12 protein-coding genes are annotated in these 15,606 nt (G+C 58.6%); 8 read left to right on the top strand and 4 right to left on the bottom strand.

Annotation, left to right across the window (positions count from 1 at the left end; genetic code table 11):
* Positions 1-588 precede the first annotated feature (588 nt).
* Both rne and MLD04_RS04140 read left to right on the top strand, forming a co-directional pair.
* Positions 589-3,732 (top strand): ribonuclease E, encoded by a 3,144-nt coding sequence (rne, locus tag MLD04_RS04145; RefSeq protein WP_248155020.1) that lies wholly within the window; start codon positions 589-591, stop codon positions 3,730-3,732.
* 3 nt (positions 3,733-3,735) lie between these two features.
* Positions 3,736-4,278 (top strand): YecA/YgfB family protein, encoded by a 543-nt coding sequence (locus MLD04_RS04140; RefSeq protein WP_248155018.1) that lies wholly within the window; start codon positions 3,736-3,738, stop codon positions 4,276-4,278.
* On the opposite strand, the gene MLD04_RS04135 is transcribed toward MLD04_RS04140, so the two are convergent.
* On the bottom strand, positions 4,263-5,156 hold the full coding sequence (locus tag MLD04_RS04135; protein ID WP_248155016.1) for a PHP domain-containing protein: 894 nt from the start codon (positions 5,154-5,156) through the stop codon (positions 4,263-4,265). The two genes, MLD04_RS04140 and MLD04_RS04135, sit on opposite strands and share 16 nt — an antisense overlap.
* A 120-nt stretch (positions 5,157-5,276) precedes the next feature.
* Between MLD04_RS04135 and MLD04_RS04130 the strand changes: the two genes are divergently transcribed.
* From MLD04_RS04130 to MLD04_RS04120, 3 genes are all read left to right on the top strand, one after another.
* On the top strand, positions 5,277-5,576 hold the full coding sequence (locus MLD04_RS04130; RefSeq protein ID WP_248155401.1) for a YciI family protein: 300 nt from the start codon (positions 5,277-5,279) through the stop codon (positions 5,574-5,576).
* A 118-nt stretch (positions 5,577-5,694) separates the two neighbouring features.
* On the top strand, positions 5,695-6,363 hold the full coding sequence (locus tag MLD04_RS04125; RefSeq protein ID WP_248155014.1) for a TIGR04211 family SH3 domain-containing protein: 669 nt from the start codon (positions 5,695-5,697) through the stop codon (positions 6,361-6,363).
* Between the two features lie 3 nt (positions 6,364-6,366).
* The gene (locus tag MLD04_RS04120) at positions 6,367-6,657 is read left to right on the top strand and encodes a PilZ domain-containing protein (protein WP_248155012.1); all 291 of its coding nucleotides are present in this window, start codon (positions 6,367-6,369) and stop codon (positions 6,655-6,657) included.
* Between the two features lie 54 nt (positions 6,658-6,711).
* On the opposite strand, the gene rraA is transcribed toward MLD04_RS04120, so the two are convergent.
* On the bottom strand, positions 6,712-7,206 hold the full coding sequence (gene rraA / locus MLD04_RS04115; RefSeq protein WP_248155010.1) for a ribonuclease E activity regulator RraA: 495 nt from the start codon (positions 7,204-7,206) through the stop codon (positions 6,712-6,714).
* A 15-nt stretch (positions 7,207-7,221) separates the two neighbouring features.
* Positions 7,222-9,630, bottom strand: coding sequence for a phosphoenolpyruvate synthase (gene ppsA / locus MLD04_RS04110; protein WP_379883366.1), 2,409 nt, complete (start codon positions 9,628-9,630; stop codon positions 7,222-7,224).
* 143 nt (positions 9,631-9,773) lie between these two features.
* Here ppsA and ppsR point away from each other — a divergent pair, with 143 nt between their 5' ends.
* A complete protein-coding gene (ppsR, locus tag MLD04_RS04105) occupies positions 9,774-10,589 on the top strand; it encodes a posphoenolpyruvate synthetase regulatory kinase/phosphorylase PpsR (protein WP_248155006.1) in 816 nt (271 codons plus the stop codon).
* A gap of 55 nt (positions 10,590-10,644) precedes the next feature.
* Here the strand turns inward: ppsR and MLD04_RS04100 are convergent, their stop codons facing one another.
* Positions 10,645-13,569 carry an insulinase family protein gene (locus tag MLD04_RS04100; protein ID WP_248155004.1) on the bottom strand — a complete coding sequence of 975 codons (2,925 nt, stop codon included), beginning with the start codon at positions 13,567-13,569 and terminating at the stop codon, positions 10,645-10,647.
* Positions 13,570-13,668: 99 nt separating this feature from the next.
* On the opposite strand from MLD04_RS04100, the gene MLD04_RS04095 reads away from it, so the two are divergent.
* Entirely contained in the window at positions 13,669-14,130 is a 462-nt protein-coding gene (locus MLD04_RS04095; protein ID WP_248155002.1) for a hypothetical protein, read from the top strand.
* A gap of 114 nt (positions 14,131-14,244) precedes the next feature.
* Positions 14,245-15,585 carry a PEGA domain-containing protein gene (locus MLD04_RS04090; protein WP_248155000.1) on the top strand — a complete coding sequence of 447 codons (1,341 nt, stop codon included), beginning with the start codon at positions 14,245-14,247 and terminating at the stop codon, positions 15,583-15,585.
* Positions 15,586-15,606 lie beyond the last annotated feature (21 nt).

Raw genomic sequence — 15,606 nt, 5'->3', positions numbered from 1 at the left:
CTTGTCGGCAGCGATGATTGGAGGATTGAACAGCCATCCCAATACTGTTATATTCCGGCGTGCTCTGTCGTTTGTCTACGGCCTGGCCGGTTCAAGCCAGAAGCCGGAGCGGCAGAAGTATACCGACACTATCAGAGAGTTTGAACGCCGGCATCCCGACAACTTTTGGGGTTTCGGCACCGAAGAGCTCCCGATAATCCCCTGAAGCGGACCGAAAGAGTGCCGTTTGAGGCCTCGGGAGAGAGAAACCGTACGGAAAACCGACGGGCGACATCGCGAAGAATCAATGCCACGCAAGGCCGGGCCGTCCAGCTGACTAATACGACGTGAGACCCAGGCACCTGTGTGAACCAGATATTGGACAACATGCGTCAACAGATACCTACCCTAATCGACACTTCACTGCCCGCAGGCAGGAGAACCGTCGGCGGTGGTACCGATCCAACGGAATCGCACCCCATAAGGGTCTGATTCGGTCTGGCCGCCGGCTGCTTTCGATGTAACAGGCCGCGGCACGCACGTTTTGCTTCGCTGATGCGAACACCCCGGTTTTCTGTCAAAACCCAATGACAGGAATCCTTTCTTTCCATGAAAAGAATGCTAATCAATGCAACTCATCCCGAAGAGTTGCGCGTCGCCCTGGTAGACGGCCAGCGCCTGTTTGATCTGGACATCGAATCCAGCTCCCGCGAACAGAAAAAGGCCAACATCTACAAGGGTCGTATCACCCGCGTTGAGCCCAGCCTGGAAGCCGCCTTTGTCGATTTTGGCGCAGAGCGTCACGGTTTCCTTCCGCTGAAAGAAATCTCCAAGGAATACTTCAAGAAGTCTCCCGGCCAGATCGAAGGCAAGATCAACATCAAGGATGTGGTTGCCGAAGGCCAGGAAGTCATCGTTCAGGTGGACAAAGAGGAACGGGGTAACAAGGGTGCAGCCCTCACCACGTTCATTTCCCTGGCTGGCCGATACCTGGTGCTGATGCCGAACAACGCCCGCGCCGGTGGTATCTCACGCCGCATCGAGGGTGAGGAACGGGCTCAGCTCAAGGAAGCCATGAGCAATGTTCAGGTACCCAAATCGATGGGCATCATTGTTCGTACCGCGGGGATCGGTCGTACCACCGAAGAACTCCAGTGGGACCTGGACTACCTCGTTCAGTTCTGGGAAGCCATTACCCAGGCGGCCAGCGAACGCAAGGCTCCGTTCCTGATTCATCAGGAAAGCAATGTCATCATCCGCGCGGTCCGGGACTACCTCCGTCAGGACATCGGTGAAGTTCTGATCGACGCCGAGAATGTCTACGAAGACGTACTCAGCTTCGTTCGGGCCGTCATGCCGACGTTCGAGAACAAGATCAAGCTGTACAAGGACGAAATCCCGCTGTTCAGCCGCTACCAGATTGAAGGCCAGATCGAGACCGCCTTCGAGCGGGAAGTCAAACTCCCGTCCGGCGGCTCTATCGTCATCGACCCCACCGAAGCGCTGGTATCGATCGATATCAACTCCTCCCGCGCCACCAAGGGTCATGACATCGAAGAAACCGCTCTGCAGACCAACCTGGAAGCGGCTGAGGAAATTGCCCGCCAGCTCCGGCTCCGGGATATGGGGGGCCTGATCGTCATCGACTTTATCGACATGACGCCGGCCAAGCACCAGCGCGAAGTTGAGCAGAAGATGCGTGAAGCGCTCGAGCTGGATCGCGCAAGAGTCCAGGTCGGCAAGATCTCCCGGTTCGGGCTGCTGGAAATGTCACGTCAGCGCCTGCGGCCTTCCCTCGGCGAAACCCGGAGCGAAGTCTGCCCCCGCTGCGAAGGTCAGGGCACCATTCGGGGCATCGAGTCGCTGGCCCTGAGCATCATGCGACTGATCTATGAAGAGTCATCCAAGGAAAAAACCGGCGAAGTTCGGGCCGTTGTCCCCGTATCCGTTGCGACCTTCCTGCTGAATGAAAAGCGCAAGCAGCTCGCCGACATCGAAGCCCGCCAGAGTGTCTCTGTCGTCGTGGTTCCGGTTCCGCACATGGAGACGCCGCATTTCGAAATCATCCGGATGCGCCAGGACGAAGCGACGCCGGAACATATTTCCAGCCATCAGGTGGCCCAGGAATACACGGTGCGCGAAGAGGAAATCTTTGAAGCGCCAAGTGCCGATAAGCCGGTCCGGGAGCAGGCCGCGGTGAAAGCCATTCGCCCCAGTGCTCCGGCACCCGCGCCCAAAGCCGAGGACGCTGGCAACGGCGGCCAGGAGGAGGGTCTTTTCCGTCGCCTCGGCCGCAAGATCGCCTGCTTCTTCAATGGCGAGGAAGAGCAGAACGAGCAACAGGCCCAGAACAAACGTCCTACCCGGGAAGATCGCCGAAACCAGGGTCGTCAGGACCGCCGCAAATCCCGCGTAGCCCGGGACGATCAGAATTCCGGCGACAAGCGCAGCGGTGCTGATCGGCGCCAGGGCGGCCAGCAGCAGTCTCGCAACGACGACAATCGTGGCCGGAACCGCGGTCGCAACCGGGGCGATGACCAGAACCGCAATGCACAGGGCCGCCAGGGTTCTTCCGACAAATCGCAGGACAAGAGCAGCGATAACCGGAAGGACAACAAGGGTCGCGGCCAGGGCCGCAACAAGCCCTCACGGGACCAGAAGGATACCAGGGACCAGCAACAGGCGAAGGGCCCGAACCAGAAAGACCAGAAGGACCAGAAGGACCAGAAGGACCAGAAGGACCAGAAGGATCAGGGTGGCAAAGCAAGCGGCTCGGAAGACAAGCGTCGCAAGCCCCGTCGCCAGAGAAACCGCGATGGTTCTCCGGCCGACGCACCCTCTTCCACGCCAGCGGAACGGAAATCCGCCCGGAGCGAAAAGCACCAGAAGGACACTCAGCCTGAGGTAGCACCGGAACAGGAAAAGGCGCCCGCAGCCGAGGCTAAAGCACCGGAACCGAAGAAGCCTTCTTCCAAACCGGATTCCGGAAAGACCGAGCAGAAAGCTCCGGTAACGGCGGAGCCCGGCAAAGAGTCGCAATCCGGGGAGAGCAAGTCTCGCACTGAGAATAAGGCGGCTGGAACAAACAAGGAACAGACTGCCGAGTCGGACAAGGCCCAGAGGGCTTCCGACGACAAGGCGAGCACTGAAACCGCCAAACAGGACAAGGCACCGGAGAAGAGTGAATCACCCCGGTCAGAAGCCCCCAGGTCCGAGAAGCCGAAGGAAGCCAAGTCCGACCAGCCGATGAAATCGGAGGAAAGCCGTAAGCCCGCGGAAAAGCCGGGCGAAAAGGCAGCCGACGCCAGCGACAAGCCGGTCAGCAAGCCGACGGAAGAACCGGCCAAGGCGAAATCCGTCGAGCCGGAGGCCGGTGAACCCAAGCCGAAGGCGAAGACCGATTCGTCCGAGACTGGCAAAGCCGCCAAGGTGACAGAAGCAGAGAAGAAGCCGGCTTCCAAACCTGAGGAATCGACCCAATCGTCTGGACAAGCAAACGCAGAGAAGGCTAACGAGAAGCCGGCGAAGGAAGAGCCCGCCGCCGCGCCTCAGCAGCCTTCCACTGCGCCAGCTGCCCAGGAACAGAAGGCCCCGGAACCCAAATCGTCCGAGGCCCCCAGGATCATCCAGGGTGAAAGCGGCAAACCCGAGCTGGACCTGCCGGTCACCCCCGGACGGGCCTACAATGATCCGAGAGAAGTACGCCGTCGGCAACGTGCCGCGGAAGAAGCCAAAAAGGCTGGGAGTAATTAATTAATGCTGTCCAATACCGAGATCGAAGCGCTGGAAGACATTCTGTTTGCGGAGCCCTGGGGCGATGATGCCCTGGATTTCTTTGGCCTGCACGGGGTTGTCTGCGCCAGCGTCGTCGGGCCGGTCGGTCTGGATACGCAAGCCATCTTCCGGCTGGCAACAGGCACCGACCAGGTGCCTGACCAGGGTATTCCGGAGGTGTTCGGGCGCTGCGTCACCAAACTGGCGGAAGAGCTGGCCCACTCTCTGGACATGGGACAGGCACTGGAACTCCCGGAGCCGGAAGACGGCGACCCGATGAACGCACTGGAGAACTGGTGTGCCGGCTTTGTCGATACCTTCCTTGAACACGAGGAAGACTGGGTCGAAGCCGCCAGCGAAGAGGAGACCGCAGACCTGCTGGTGCCGATGCTGACGCTCTCCGGCCTGTTCGATGACGAGGACTTCCAGAAAGTCCGCAACAGCGAAAAGCTGTCACGTCAGATGGCGGACGCCATTCCGGACTCGGTGACCGACCTCTACCTCCTGTTTCACGCTCCGGACTGAGTCAGCCCGGGCTCCAGAGAAACAGGTGTTCTGAAATGATGCCAGACCGGCTCCAGCCGGTCTGGCATTTTCATGATATGGCCCAGCTCACACCAGGGTGCCCCGGGAAAATGGAAATCACTTCCCTGGGAGGCCCATAGCCCTTTCTGGAAACACAAGTCGGCGAGAAAACCGAGATCACCACTGGACTGGCCGGAGGTTACAACCTCGATGCCGCGTCCTCCCGCCGCCATGAAATCCCGCGTGAGATCCCGTAGCTTGGTTGCCGTCAGCTTGTACTTTCGCGGATGGGCCAAAACAGCAATACCACCAGCCGCCACAATCCAGTGCACGACGTCTTCGAGATCTGGCCAGTAAGCACGCACATCGCCTGGCTTGCCCGCACCGAGATATCGTTTGAATGCCTGCGCGGGGTTTCTCACCACACCCGCATCAACCAGAACCTCGGCGAAGTGCGGGCGACCAGGGACCTCCCCTCCAGCCTTCTCCGTGGCCCGGTCAAGCAAGCCTGAAACCTTGAGCCGACTGAGGCGCTCCTCAATCATTGCGGCCCTGGCCCAACGGTTCTCAGTCTGCTGATGAACGCAGGCCTGAAACCCCGGATCCTCAGCATCAAAGTCCAGACCGACAATGTGAATCGTGCGCCCCTTCCAGAGACAGGACAGCTCAATTCCATTGATCAGAACCATGGACCTTTCGGCGGCTGCCACCCTGGCCTCTTCAAGGCCGCCCAGCGTATCGTGATCCGTCAGCGCCAGGTGACTGACACCGCGCTCACCGGCGCGGGCAACCAGCTCGCCTGGCGAGAGAGCACCATCCGAGGCGGTACTATGGCAATGCAGATCAATGCACAAAGACGGGGCTTGCGGTATAGTCACGATAAATTCCGGATCGGTTGTTAGACGGTGTGCGCTTGCTCACTGCAGTCTATCAGCCTCGCCTCAATCTGTATTGTCCGTGGGCCCCGGCTGGCTCCCGCACATTGATCGGAGACTATGATGTATTACGCTATCATCAGCCAAGACGTTGAAAACAGCCTGCCATTTCGCAAAACCGCCCGGGCTGCACACCTTGAGCGCCTTGAGGCCCTCAACGCGGAAGGGCGATTGCTGATTGCGGGCCCTCACCCTGCGATTGACTCTCCGGATCCCGGAGAAGCAGGCTTCACTGGTAGCCTGGTGGTTGCCGAGTTCGACTCCCTGGAGTCGGCTCAGACCTGGGCAGACCAGGATCCCTACGTCGAAGCAGGAGTTTATCAGAACGTCACTGTGAAGCCGTTCAAGCTGGTTTTGCCGTGACCTCTGGAGAATGAGCGTATTGTAATGGTGGCCAGCTTGATTGGCCGGTCATCTGTGACAAAATTGCGGCCTTAAAATCTGATCATCTTTTAATCGTCAAACGCAGGGAACGTAATCCGTGACGCCTTTTCGACTGCTCATTGGTCTGTTACTTATCATCACCAGCATTCAAGCCGCGCAAGCCCGGACAGTCTGGGTGGACGACAAGCTCTACCTCCCGGTGCGTTCTGGAGCGGGAACCCAATACCGCATCATCGAGAACGCATTGCCAAGCGGAACCGCACTGGAGGTCCTCCAGGAGGGCGACAGTTTCACCAAGGTCCGGACGCCCAAAGGCACCGAGGGCTGGGTTTCAAGCCAATATCTGAGCAATACCCCCATTGCTGCGGATCGCCTGAAGCAGGCCAACCGGCAGCTGGAGCAGACCCGAAACGAGCTCTCCCAGGTCAAGGAACAGCTGACCAAGGTAACGGATGAGAGGGACAAGCTCGAGAGTGCTGAATCCAATCTCTCCGACCGGTCCCAGGAGCTCCAGAAGGAACTCACGCGGATCAAGAAAGTGGCCGCAGACTCCATTAATCTGGACCGTAGGAACCGCGAGTTGAGCCAGGAAAACCAGAAGCTCCGAAACGATCTGGAAGTGCTCACCGCTGAAAAGGAACGGCTTGAAGCCAGTAAAGAATCTGACTTCATGCTTCTGGGAGCCGGACTGGTTTTCGGTGGCGTACTCCTGGCCCTGATCATTCCGATGCTCAAACCGACAAGGAAAACCGACAACTGGGCATAAACGATGAAGGACTATTCCGAAAAGCGTGACTTCCACCGCATGCAGGTGAACAGCTCTATCGAGATCACGGACAGCTCCGGGAACACCATTTCCGGAACCTGTCGCGACCTGAGCGCCACCGGCATGCAACTGTTTGTGCAGCAACAGATCGCCATCGGTGAGGAACTGAACACGGTTCTCAAGCCATCCAGCGATCAGTTCCCACCCCTGGAGGCTGTTTGCGAGGTGGTTCGCTGCGAACCGGAGGGGGACGGATTCCTTCTCGGCACGAATATCATCGAAGTTACCCGGTAATAAAAAAGGCGGCCAGTTGGCCGCCTTTTTGTCAGAGCGCGTCAGACCGTGCGGTTACACCAACGGCTTTTCAGAGACCACAATGCCGTTATTATCCGCATAGACGTACTGCCCCGGATAGAAGGTGACGCCATGGAAGGTCACCGGCACATTCAGGTCGCCGATACCCCGCTTTTCGGTCTTCCGGGGAATGGTACCCAGAGCCTGGACGCCCAACTGGGTCTGGCCGATCTCGTCGACATCACGGATGCAACCGTAAATAATCAGGCCTGCCCAGCCATTGCTGGCTGCCTTCTCAGCCAGCATATCCCCAAGAAGCGCGTTACGGCGTGACGCACCGCCGTCGACCACCATGACCCGCCCGTTTCCGGGCTGTCCCACCTGCTCCTTAACGACGGAATTGTCTTCGAAGCACTTGACGGTGACAATCTCACCGCCAAATGCCTTGATACCACCGTAGTTATTGAAGCCAGGCTCAACCACCTGCACTTCCGGAAATTCGTCGCACAGGTCCGGAGTTATGATATCAGCCACTGCGTTACTCTCCATTTTCCTCAAGTGAATTCAGTCGATCTTCTCATCAGCCAGGAAGAACCAGGTATCGAGGACCGAATCCGGGTTCAGAGACACAGAATCAATCCCGTGGTCCATCAGCCACTTCGCCAGATCCGGATGGTCAGACGGTCCCTGGCCACAGATACCGATGTACTTGCCAGCCTTCCGGCACGCCTGAATCGCATTGGAAAGCAGAGCTTTGACCGCTTCATTCCGCTCATCGAACAGGTGGGCAATGATGCCGGAATCCCGATCCAGCCCCAGGGTCAGCTGGGTCAGGTCATTGGAGCCGATGGAGAAGCCATCGAAGTGTTCGAGGAACTGGTCTGCAAGCAACGCATTGGCCGGAAGCTCACACATCATGATAACCCGAAGTCCGTTGTCGCCCCGCTTCAGGCCATTCTCTGCCAGCAGGTTCACCACCTGCTCGGCCTCGCCTACAGTCCGGACGAACGGCACCATCACCTCCACGTTGGTCAGGCCCATGTCGTTACGCACCTTCTTGAGGGCACGACATTCGAGCTCGAAACAATCGCGGAAGGTATCGGAAATGTAGCGAGATGCGCCGCGGAAGCCCAGCATCGGGTTTTCCTCGTCCGGCTCGTACAGGGTTCCGCCGATCAGGTTGGCATACTCGTTGGACTTGAAGTCCGACAGACGCACGATGACCTTCTTCGGTGCAAACGCAGCAGCCAGCGTGGAGATACCTTCCACCAGCTTGTCCACGTAGAAGTCGACGGGCGATGAGTAACCAGCAATCCGCTTTTCGACGGTTTGCTTGATATCCCGCGGCAGTCCGTCGAAGTTGAGCAGCGCTTTCGGGTGAACACCGATCATCCGGTTGATGATGAACTCCAGACGGGCAAGACCAACGCCTTCGTTGGGCAGCGCCTGAAAATCGAAGGCCCGGTCCGGGTTACCCACGTTCATCATGATCTTGAACGGGATGTTCGGCATGGAATCCACGGTGTTTTCACGCAGCTCGAAGTCCAGCGCGCCCTCATAAATCATGCCGGTATCGCCCTCGGCACAGGACACGGTGACCTGCTGGCCATCCTTCAGAATTTCGGTGGCATCACCGCAACCGACAACCGCCGGAATACCCAGCTCACGGGCTATGATGGCCGCGTGGCAGGTCCGGCCACCACGATCGGTGACAATCGCAGAAGCCCGCTTCATAACCGGCTCCCAATCCGGGTCGGTCATGTCCGTCACCAGCACATCACCGGGCTGGACCCGGTCCATTTCATTGATACTGGTAATGATCTTGACCGGGCCGCTGCCGATCTTATGGCCGATACTACGCCCTTCCACCAGGACCTTACCGGTCTCTTTGAGCAGGTAACGTTCCATGACGTTGGCAGAGGCACGGCTCTTCACCGTTTCCGGACGGGCCTGAACGATGTAGATCCGGCCATCATCACCGTCTTTGGCCCACTCGATATCCATCGGACGGTTGTAGTGTTTCTCGATGATCATGGCCTGCTTGGCCAGCTCTTCCACTTCCGCATCGGTAATGGAGAAACGGTCACGATCTTCGTGGGCAACCTTCACGGTCTCGACGAACTCGCCTTCATCCGGATTGGAATGGTAGACCATCTTGATCGCCTTGCTGCCCAGATTCCGGCGCAGCACGGCCGGCCGGCCCGCTTCCAGGGTCGGCTTGTGTACATAGAATTCATCCGGGTTAACGGCACCCTGAACGACGGTTTCACCCAGCCCGTAGGAGGCTGTAATGAACACCACATCCCGGAAACCGGACTCGGTGTCCAGCGTGAACATTACGCCACTGGCGGCCGTTTCACTGCGCACCATTTTCTGGATGCCGGCAGACAGGGCCACAAGCTTGTGATCAAACCCGTGATGCACCCGATAGGAAATGGCGCGATCATTGAACAGTGAGGCAAACACCTCCTTGACCGAACGCCGCACCTGCTGCAGACCAACCACGTTCAGGAACGTCTCCTGCTGGCCGGCAAATGAGGCATCCGGCAGGTCTTCTGCCGTTGCAGATGAACGAACGGCAACCGCCATATGCTCGTTACCGTTTTGCAGCTTGGCGTAAGCCTCTTTGAGCGACTGATCCAGAACTTCGGGGAAATCGGTGTCGATAATCCACTGGCGAATCTGGGAGCCAACGCGGGCCAGCTCGTTCACATCGTTTACATCAAGCTTGTCCAGTGCCTCGTCGATCTTGTCCTTGAGCCCGTCGGTGGCCAGAAATTCGCGGTAGGCATGAGCCGTCGTGGCAAAACCACCAGGTACAGTAACACCGGCATTGGCGAGATTACTGATCATTTCGCCCAGAGAGGCATTCTTTCCGCCGACCCGGTCGACATCCGACATTCCGAGGTGGTCAAACCAGATGATGTAATCTTCCAAAGCACGTCTCCCTTGAGTCTGTGAAGCAAAGAGCATAACCGGTCCAGCGATATTCAGCGGCAAATGCGGGCAATATCCACTGCGGAGTCTCGAACTTGGCGTGTATGATACTTTAACCTGCGGAAATTACCTAGGGACCTTGCGGCCTCACCGGAAAATTTGAACTGGGATACAACAGCATGAAACGCACTGCCTTCTTTATATCCGACGGCACCGGCCTGACCGCGGAAGCGCTCGGGCACGCCCTTCTGGCCCAATTCGAGAAGATTGATTTCGAGCGGGTCACGGTGCCCTACATCGACGATGAAGAGAAAGCCCGGGAAATGGTAACCCGCATCAACAAGGCCGCCGAGATCGACGGCGATCGTCCGCTGGTCTTCGACACCATCGTGGACAGCCAGATCCGGGACATCATATCCCGGGCCGACGGATTCATGGTGGATATCTTCGGGACCTTCCTGAATCCGCTGGAGCAGGAGCTGCAATCGTCTTCGTCCTACAGCGTGGGAAAGAGCCATGCGATCAACCATTCGGGCAGCTATGAACGTCGTATCAATGCGGTGAATTTCGCGCTGGACAACGACGACGGTGCCCGGACCCGGTATTACGACGAGGCGGACCTGATCCTGATCGGTGCCTCGCGCAGCGGCAAAACACCGACCTGTCTCTACCTGGCACTTCAGTACGGCATCAAGGCCGCCAACTATCCGATCACCGAGGAAGATCTGGCCGACCAGCGCATGCCGGGCACCCTGAGACCCCATCGGGAAAAACTCTTCGGCCTGACCATTGACCCGGAACGCCTCGCGGTCATCCGCAACGAACGACGACCCAACTCCCGTTACTCGTCCATCCAGCAGTGCATGCACGAAGTGGAAGAGATCGAATTGATGTATCGACGGGAGCGAATTCCCTACCTGAATACCACGGCCTACTCGGTGGAGGAGATTTCCACCCGGATCATGGTCACCACCGGGCTGAAACGCCACCGCTAGGCCTGACGGACTGGATGAGGCCCCACATCGGGGCCTCGCCATACGCCAACCGGCGTCAGAGTTCCTGAATCGCCAGTCCCAGCGACTCCACCTTGTCACGGTTATCGGTACTGGTCACCACGGCGGTATTCGCCTGTTCCGGCTTCAGCCAGGTACTGGCCACCCGCTTGAGATCGTCCAGCGTCACCGAAAGAACGCGCTCGCGGAAACGGGCTCGCTGTTCAGGTGTGCGACCGAACAGCTTGTTGTGAAACGCGTGGCGGGCCGCTCCAGCGGGTGACCGGGGCCGATCCAGCTGGCCGATAACGCCCAGTATGGATTCTTCCAGTTCCTGATACTCGTGGTCGGTTTCCTGAAGCCAGTCCAGAGCCTTGTCGAAGTCCGCCAGGGTTTCCCCGAGACGGGGATCCCGGTAGGAGAAGAACCGGAACACGCCGTTCACGCTGTCCTGACCCGCGCCACCACCATAGGCACCACCTTTTTCACGAATCGCGCGATGGAGGTAGCCGTTGCGCAGGAAGCCACCCAGCACCGTCAAGGCAGCCGAATCCGGATGATCAACCGGAACCGTCCGATAGGCCTTGGCGCAGAAATTCACCTGCGTCGAGGTGAGCCAGGCTTCGCGGGTCGTGTAGTCCACCGGATCCATTGCCCAGCGTTCGTCACTTCCCGTCTGCTCGCCTTGCCAGCAGGACTTCAGGTCGTCGACCATTGGCCCCAGCTCGTTTTCCTCGCCAATGACCAGGAACTGCCGCTGCTGATTCCGGATCCTGTCGTGCAGCGCAGCCAGCCTGTTGCAGAATGCTTCCAGCTCAGCAGGATCGTTGAGGGCCTCATCAAGGGTCTTGGTTCCCCGGATACCGGCCAGACCACCTAGCCGGTAGGCGAGCCACGCCCCGGCACTCACACCCTGAGAAGCCGCCCCCATGGCCAGGGCATGGCCACTGCCGGTAACCGCCTGGACCCGGCGCGCTCGAATCTGGGCGATGATTTCCCGGACACGGTCATGCTCGTCAAAACGGGCGCTGGTGTAGACGTCATGCAGCAACCGGGTCAGTTGGTTGCGGTTACGTGCGAGCGCCTTGCCGCTGAAGATGATGTATCCGGACACATCCTGGATGTCGTCAATTCGACCCTTGGCGCTGAATGCGGCACTGATGCCACCGGATTCCGCCGAGATACGGTCCTGCATCTGAAGGTAATCCAGGTCACCACATCCCACCTCCGATATCAGCGTGGTGTAGTAAGGCAGAATCAGCAGCTCCTCTTCGGAGAGCGCAGGAACCGGCAGTACAACCTGCTCGTACACCAATCCATTCGTGCCCCGAGCAAAAACGGTCGCGGCAATGTCACCGTCGTAACGGCTCTCCGGTTCGGGCAGCTGCAGCGGCACGTCGGTAAGATCGACCTTGGGCAGGATCGAATCGTCATCCTTGCGCATCTGGCGCTCTTCCAGCGCCCGGGCCCGCTCCACGATCTGCCGGGTTTCTTCCTCAGACAGCGCCGCCTTGCGCTTCGCCAGCGCCTCCCGAATCGCCTGCTGCCGACGGGATTCCAGTTTCTCGTCCGGACGCAGGGTCAGGGTGACCCGATGCGGATTATCCAACAGCTTGCGGCGGACGAGATCCGGCACATACCCCGGGTCCTTGATTTTCTCACGCAGGGTCGCCAGCACCGGCTCAAGATCCAGCAATTCCACCGGATCGCCTCCGTGAACCATCGGGGCGATCGCGCTCATGATCAACTGGAGGCCATACGGGAACTGGTCTCCCGCGATTTCCCGCTGATGCAATTCCAGCTGATGCAGAATGGCTTCCAACCGTTCCTCACTGACACCGTCGTCGGCCACCCGCTGAAGCGTGGTCTCAATAAGGGTTTCCAGCTCCTGGACCTTCTCCGGTTCGCTCCCCTCGATGCCGCAGACAAACGTCATCTCGCGATTGGAATCTTCCAGCCCGCACATGGGCGAAGGTGCGTGCCCGATCTCAGTGGTTTCCAGTGCCCGCATCAGGGGTGAGGCACTGTTCTCCAGCAATACCGCCGACAGGAGCTGCCCTTCCATGTTCTCCAGGAGATCAAAGCTGTGGCCCAGCAACCAGCCCATGACGATATGGGTCTTGTTCGCCGTTCCCTCGCCTTCGTTGACGGCATAGCCCTGTTCGACACGCACGGGAGAGAACATCCGCTTTTCGTCACGGACGGGCAGTTCGATGTCCAGTCGGTCAAAACGTTTCAGCGCCAGTTCTTCGAAGCGCTCGTGATGTTCGTGGGCCGGAATATTGCCGTAGGTACAGAAAATGGCATTACTGGGATGGTAATGATGTCGGTAGAAACGCACCAGATCGTCATAGCTCAGATCAACGATATGGTCCGGTTCACCACCGCTGTTGTAGTGGTAGGTGGTGGTCGGGAACAGGTTGCTGCTCAGGTTCTGCCAGAGCTGGGACGTCGGCGAACTCATGGCGCCTTTCATCTCGTTGTAGACGACACCGCGATAGACCAGATCGGTGGACGGGTCCTCCGGCTTCTCGAATTCCAGTCGGTGACCTTCCTGGGCAAAATCCAGAGGATCGAGTGAGGAGAAAAAGACCGAATCAAGATAGACGGACAACAGGTTGTCGAAATCCTTCCGGTTCATGCTCGCAAACGGGTACGCCGTCCAGTCACTGCTGGTGAACGCGTTCATGAAGGTGTTGAGCGAGCGGCGAATCATCATGAAGAACGGATCGCGCACGGGGAACTTCTCACTGCCGCACAGAGCCGTGTGCTCAAGGATATGCGCCACCCCGGTGGAGTCCATCGGGAAGGTACGCAGAGCCACGAAAAACACGTTTTCGTCATTATCTGCCGCAAGATGCAGGTGTCGCGCCCCCGTTTTTCTATGGCGATATTCCTCGACCTCAAGATTCAGGGTGCCGATCCGGTGACTGCGAAGCTTTTCAAAGGCCGGATGCGTTGCGTTCTCGATCACTGCAGCCATTCAATCTATCCTGTCATTAAACAAATGGAGACTTGTAGGGTAACACGTAGTATCGATTATCATGCACAGTCCAGAAGCGATAAGGCAGTTCCCCGATCCATGACCGAATCCACCTCACAGACCCACCACATTGAAGCACCAGAGGTGGCCGCCTACTGGTCCGAACGCCGCCGTTACCTTGAGCAGATCCGCAGGGTACCGGAGGTCCGTCACCGGTTCTGGCGGGAAGCGGGCATCTACCTTCTGAGACGGCTTCTGTGGTCCTTCGGTTTTTTCCCGGTCTTCATAGCCTTCTGGCTACCTTTTGTCATGGCGAGCTTCAACCCGGTCGCCATGGCTGCCGATCTGATACCCCTGCTGGAAAACTTCGTGAACGCGAATCCAGAAGTCCAGGCCACCACCATCAGTACGCTGGCTATTGCCTGGGCGTCCATTGGTTTCTTCTTCCTGGTGTTCGATTTTGTCCTGACGCCGTTCCGGTCACCCTATGAATATGAAGCCGATGTGTACATGAGATCCTGGGAACAACTCAATCATGACAAGCTTCCGGACAAAGTGTGATTTGGCCAGCATTCTCATAAACTTCAGTCACTTTCTGTTACATAAGGTTGCAAGCACTGGTTAAGATGAAGAGGTAACACACGATTCGGGAATAAAGGATCAAGGGGTTCCTCCATGGTCGATTTCAGACCACTTCTGTTCATCAATGCCCTGGCGCTGATGCTGCTTGTGACCGCCGGCTTCGCGTCGATGCGGGATGAACAGGCAGCCTCCGACCTGCCCGCCCCTTCTGACCAGATAGCACGGGTACAGCCTGCCCCCGAGCCAGAACACAAAGCCGACGCCACCAGTTCCGCCGCCCGAACGCAGACCGTCGCCCCGGAGCAGCCGGACCAGGTGGCAGAACAACCGGCCCGGCCAGCCCCGGAACCGGAGCCTGCACCGGCGCCTGACAAACCCATCGCCGAGCCGTTCAGCATCCCGGATGCGGGTGCCGACAACCAGACCCTCGCCATCGCAGAACCGGCCGACACGCTTCTTCCTGATGCCACCGAAGACCCGGCACCAACCGAACCCGAACCGACAACAGGACTGCTTGTATTGCGATCCAACGTCTATGGCGATCAGGTCACCATCAATGGCAAGGATTATGGAACGACGCGCCTTGATCTTGAGCTGGAACCGGGCACCTACGACGTTGCCATTGCCAAGCCTGGCTATCGTCCGTGGGAGCAGACAGTGACGCTCTCCGCCGGCGACGAGACAACCCTCGTCGGTGAATTGGAGAAATACACCCGGGTCAATTACCAGAATGGCAGTTGGATAGGCGGCGTCAAAACCGGCGATGGCCGATACCAGGGTAACGACGGGCTGCACTACGAGGGACACTTTGTCGACGGCAAATTCGAGGGCAAAGGGGTCGCCGAGTACCCGGACGGCAGTCGTTACGACGGCGACTGGGTCAAGGGCCAGTGGCAGGGCGAAGGCGTGTGGCACGGTGCCGACGGCTCCGAATACACTGGCGAGTTCGTGGCCGGCCAATTTGATGGCAAAGGCACCCTGACCCGGGCCAATGGCGACATTCTGACCGGTCACTGGCAGGGGGGCGAACTGAACGGACAGGGCTCGCTCACCACAGCGGACGGCATGCTCTACGTGGGCGGCTTCCGAAACAACCGCTTCCACGGCCAGGGCACGCTCACCTATCCCAACGGCCGCCATTACGAGGGCGAATTTTCCGACGGTGCCTACAATGGCACAGGCACCGAGATTTTCGCGGACGGCAAGAAGTACGAAGGGCAATTCATCGAGGGCAAGTTCCATGGCAAGGGAACGCTGAGCAATCCCAATGGCAGTTCCATCGAGGCGACCTTCAAAAACGGCGAACCCTACGGACAGGTTCGGCTGACCACGGCGGCGGGAGAGATCTTCACCGCACGCACCACGGAACCCGGCGTGTGTTACCGGGATAAAAGCTATCGGGCGACCCAATGCCCGAAACTGGAGGGCTGGTGACCCCAGGCCCGGTAACCCACG

Source organism: Marinobacter koreensis, from assembly GCF_023156285.1.
Classification (GTDB): domain Bacteria; phylum Pseudomonadota; class Gammaproteobacteria; order Pseudomonadales; family Oleiphilaceae; genus Marinobacter; species Marinobacter koreensis.
This window is presented reverse-complemented; position numbering and strand designations above follow the sequence as displayed.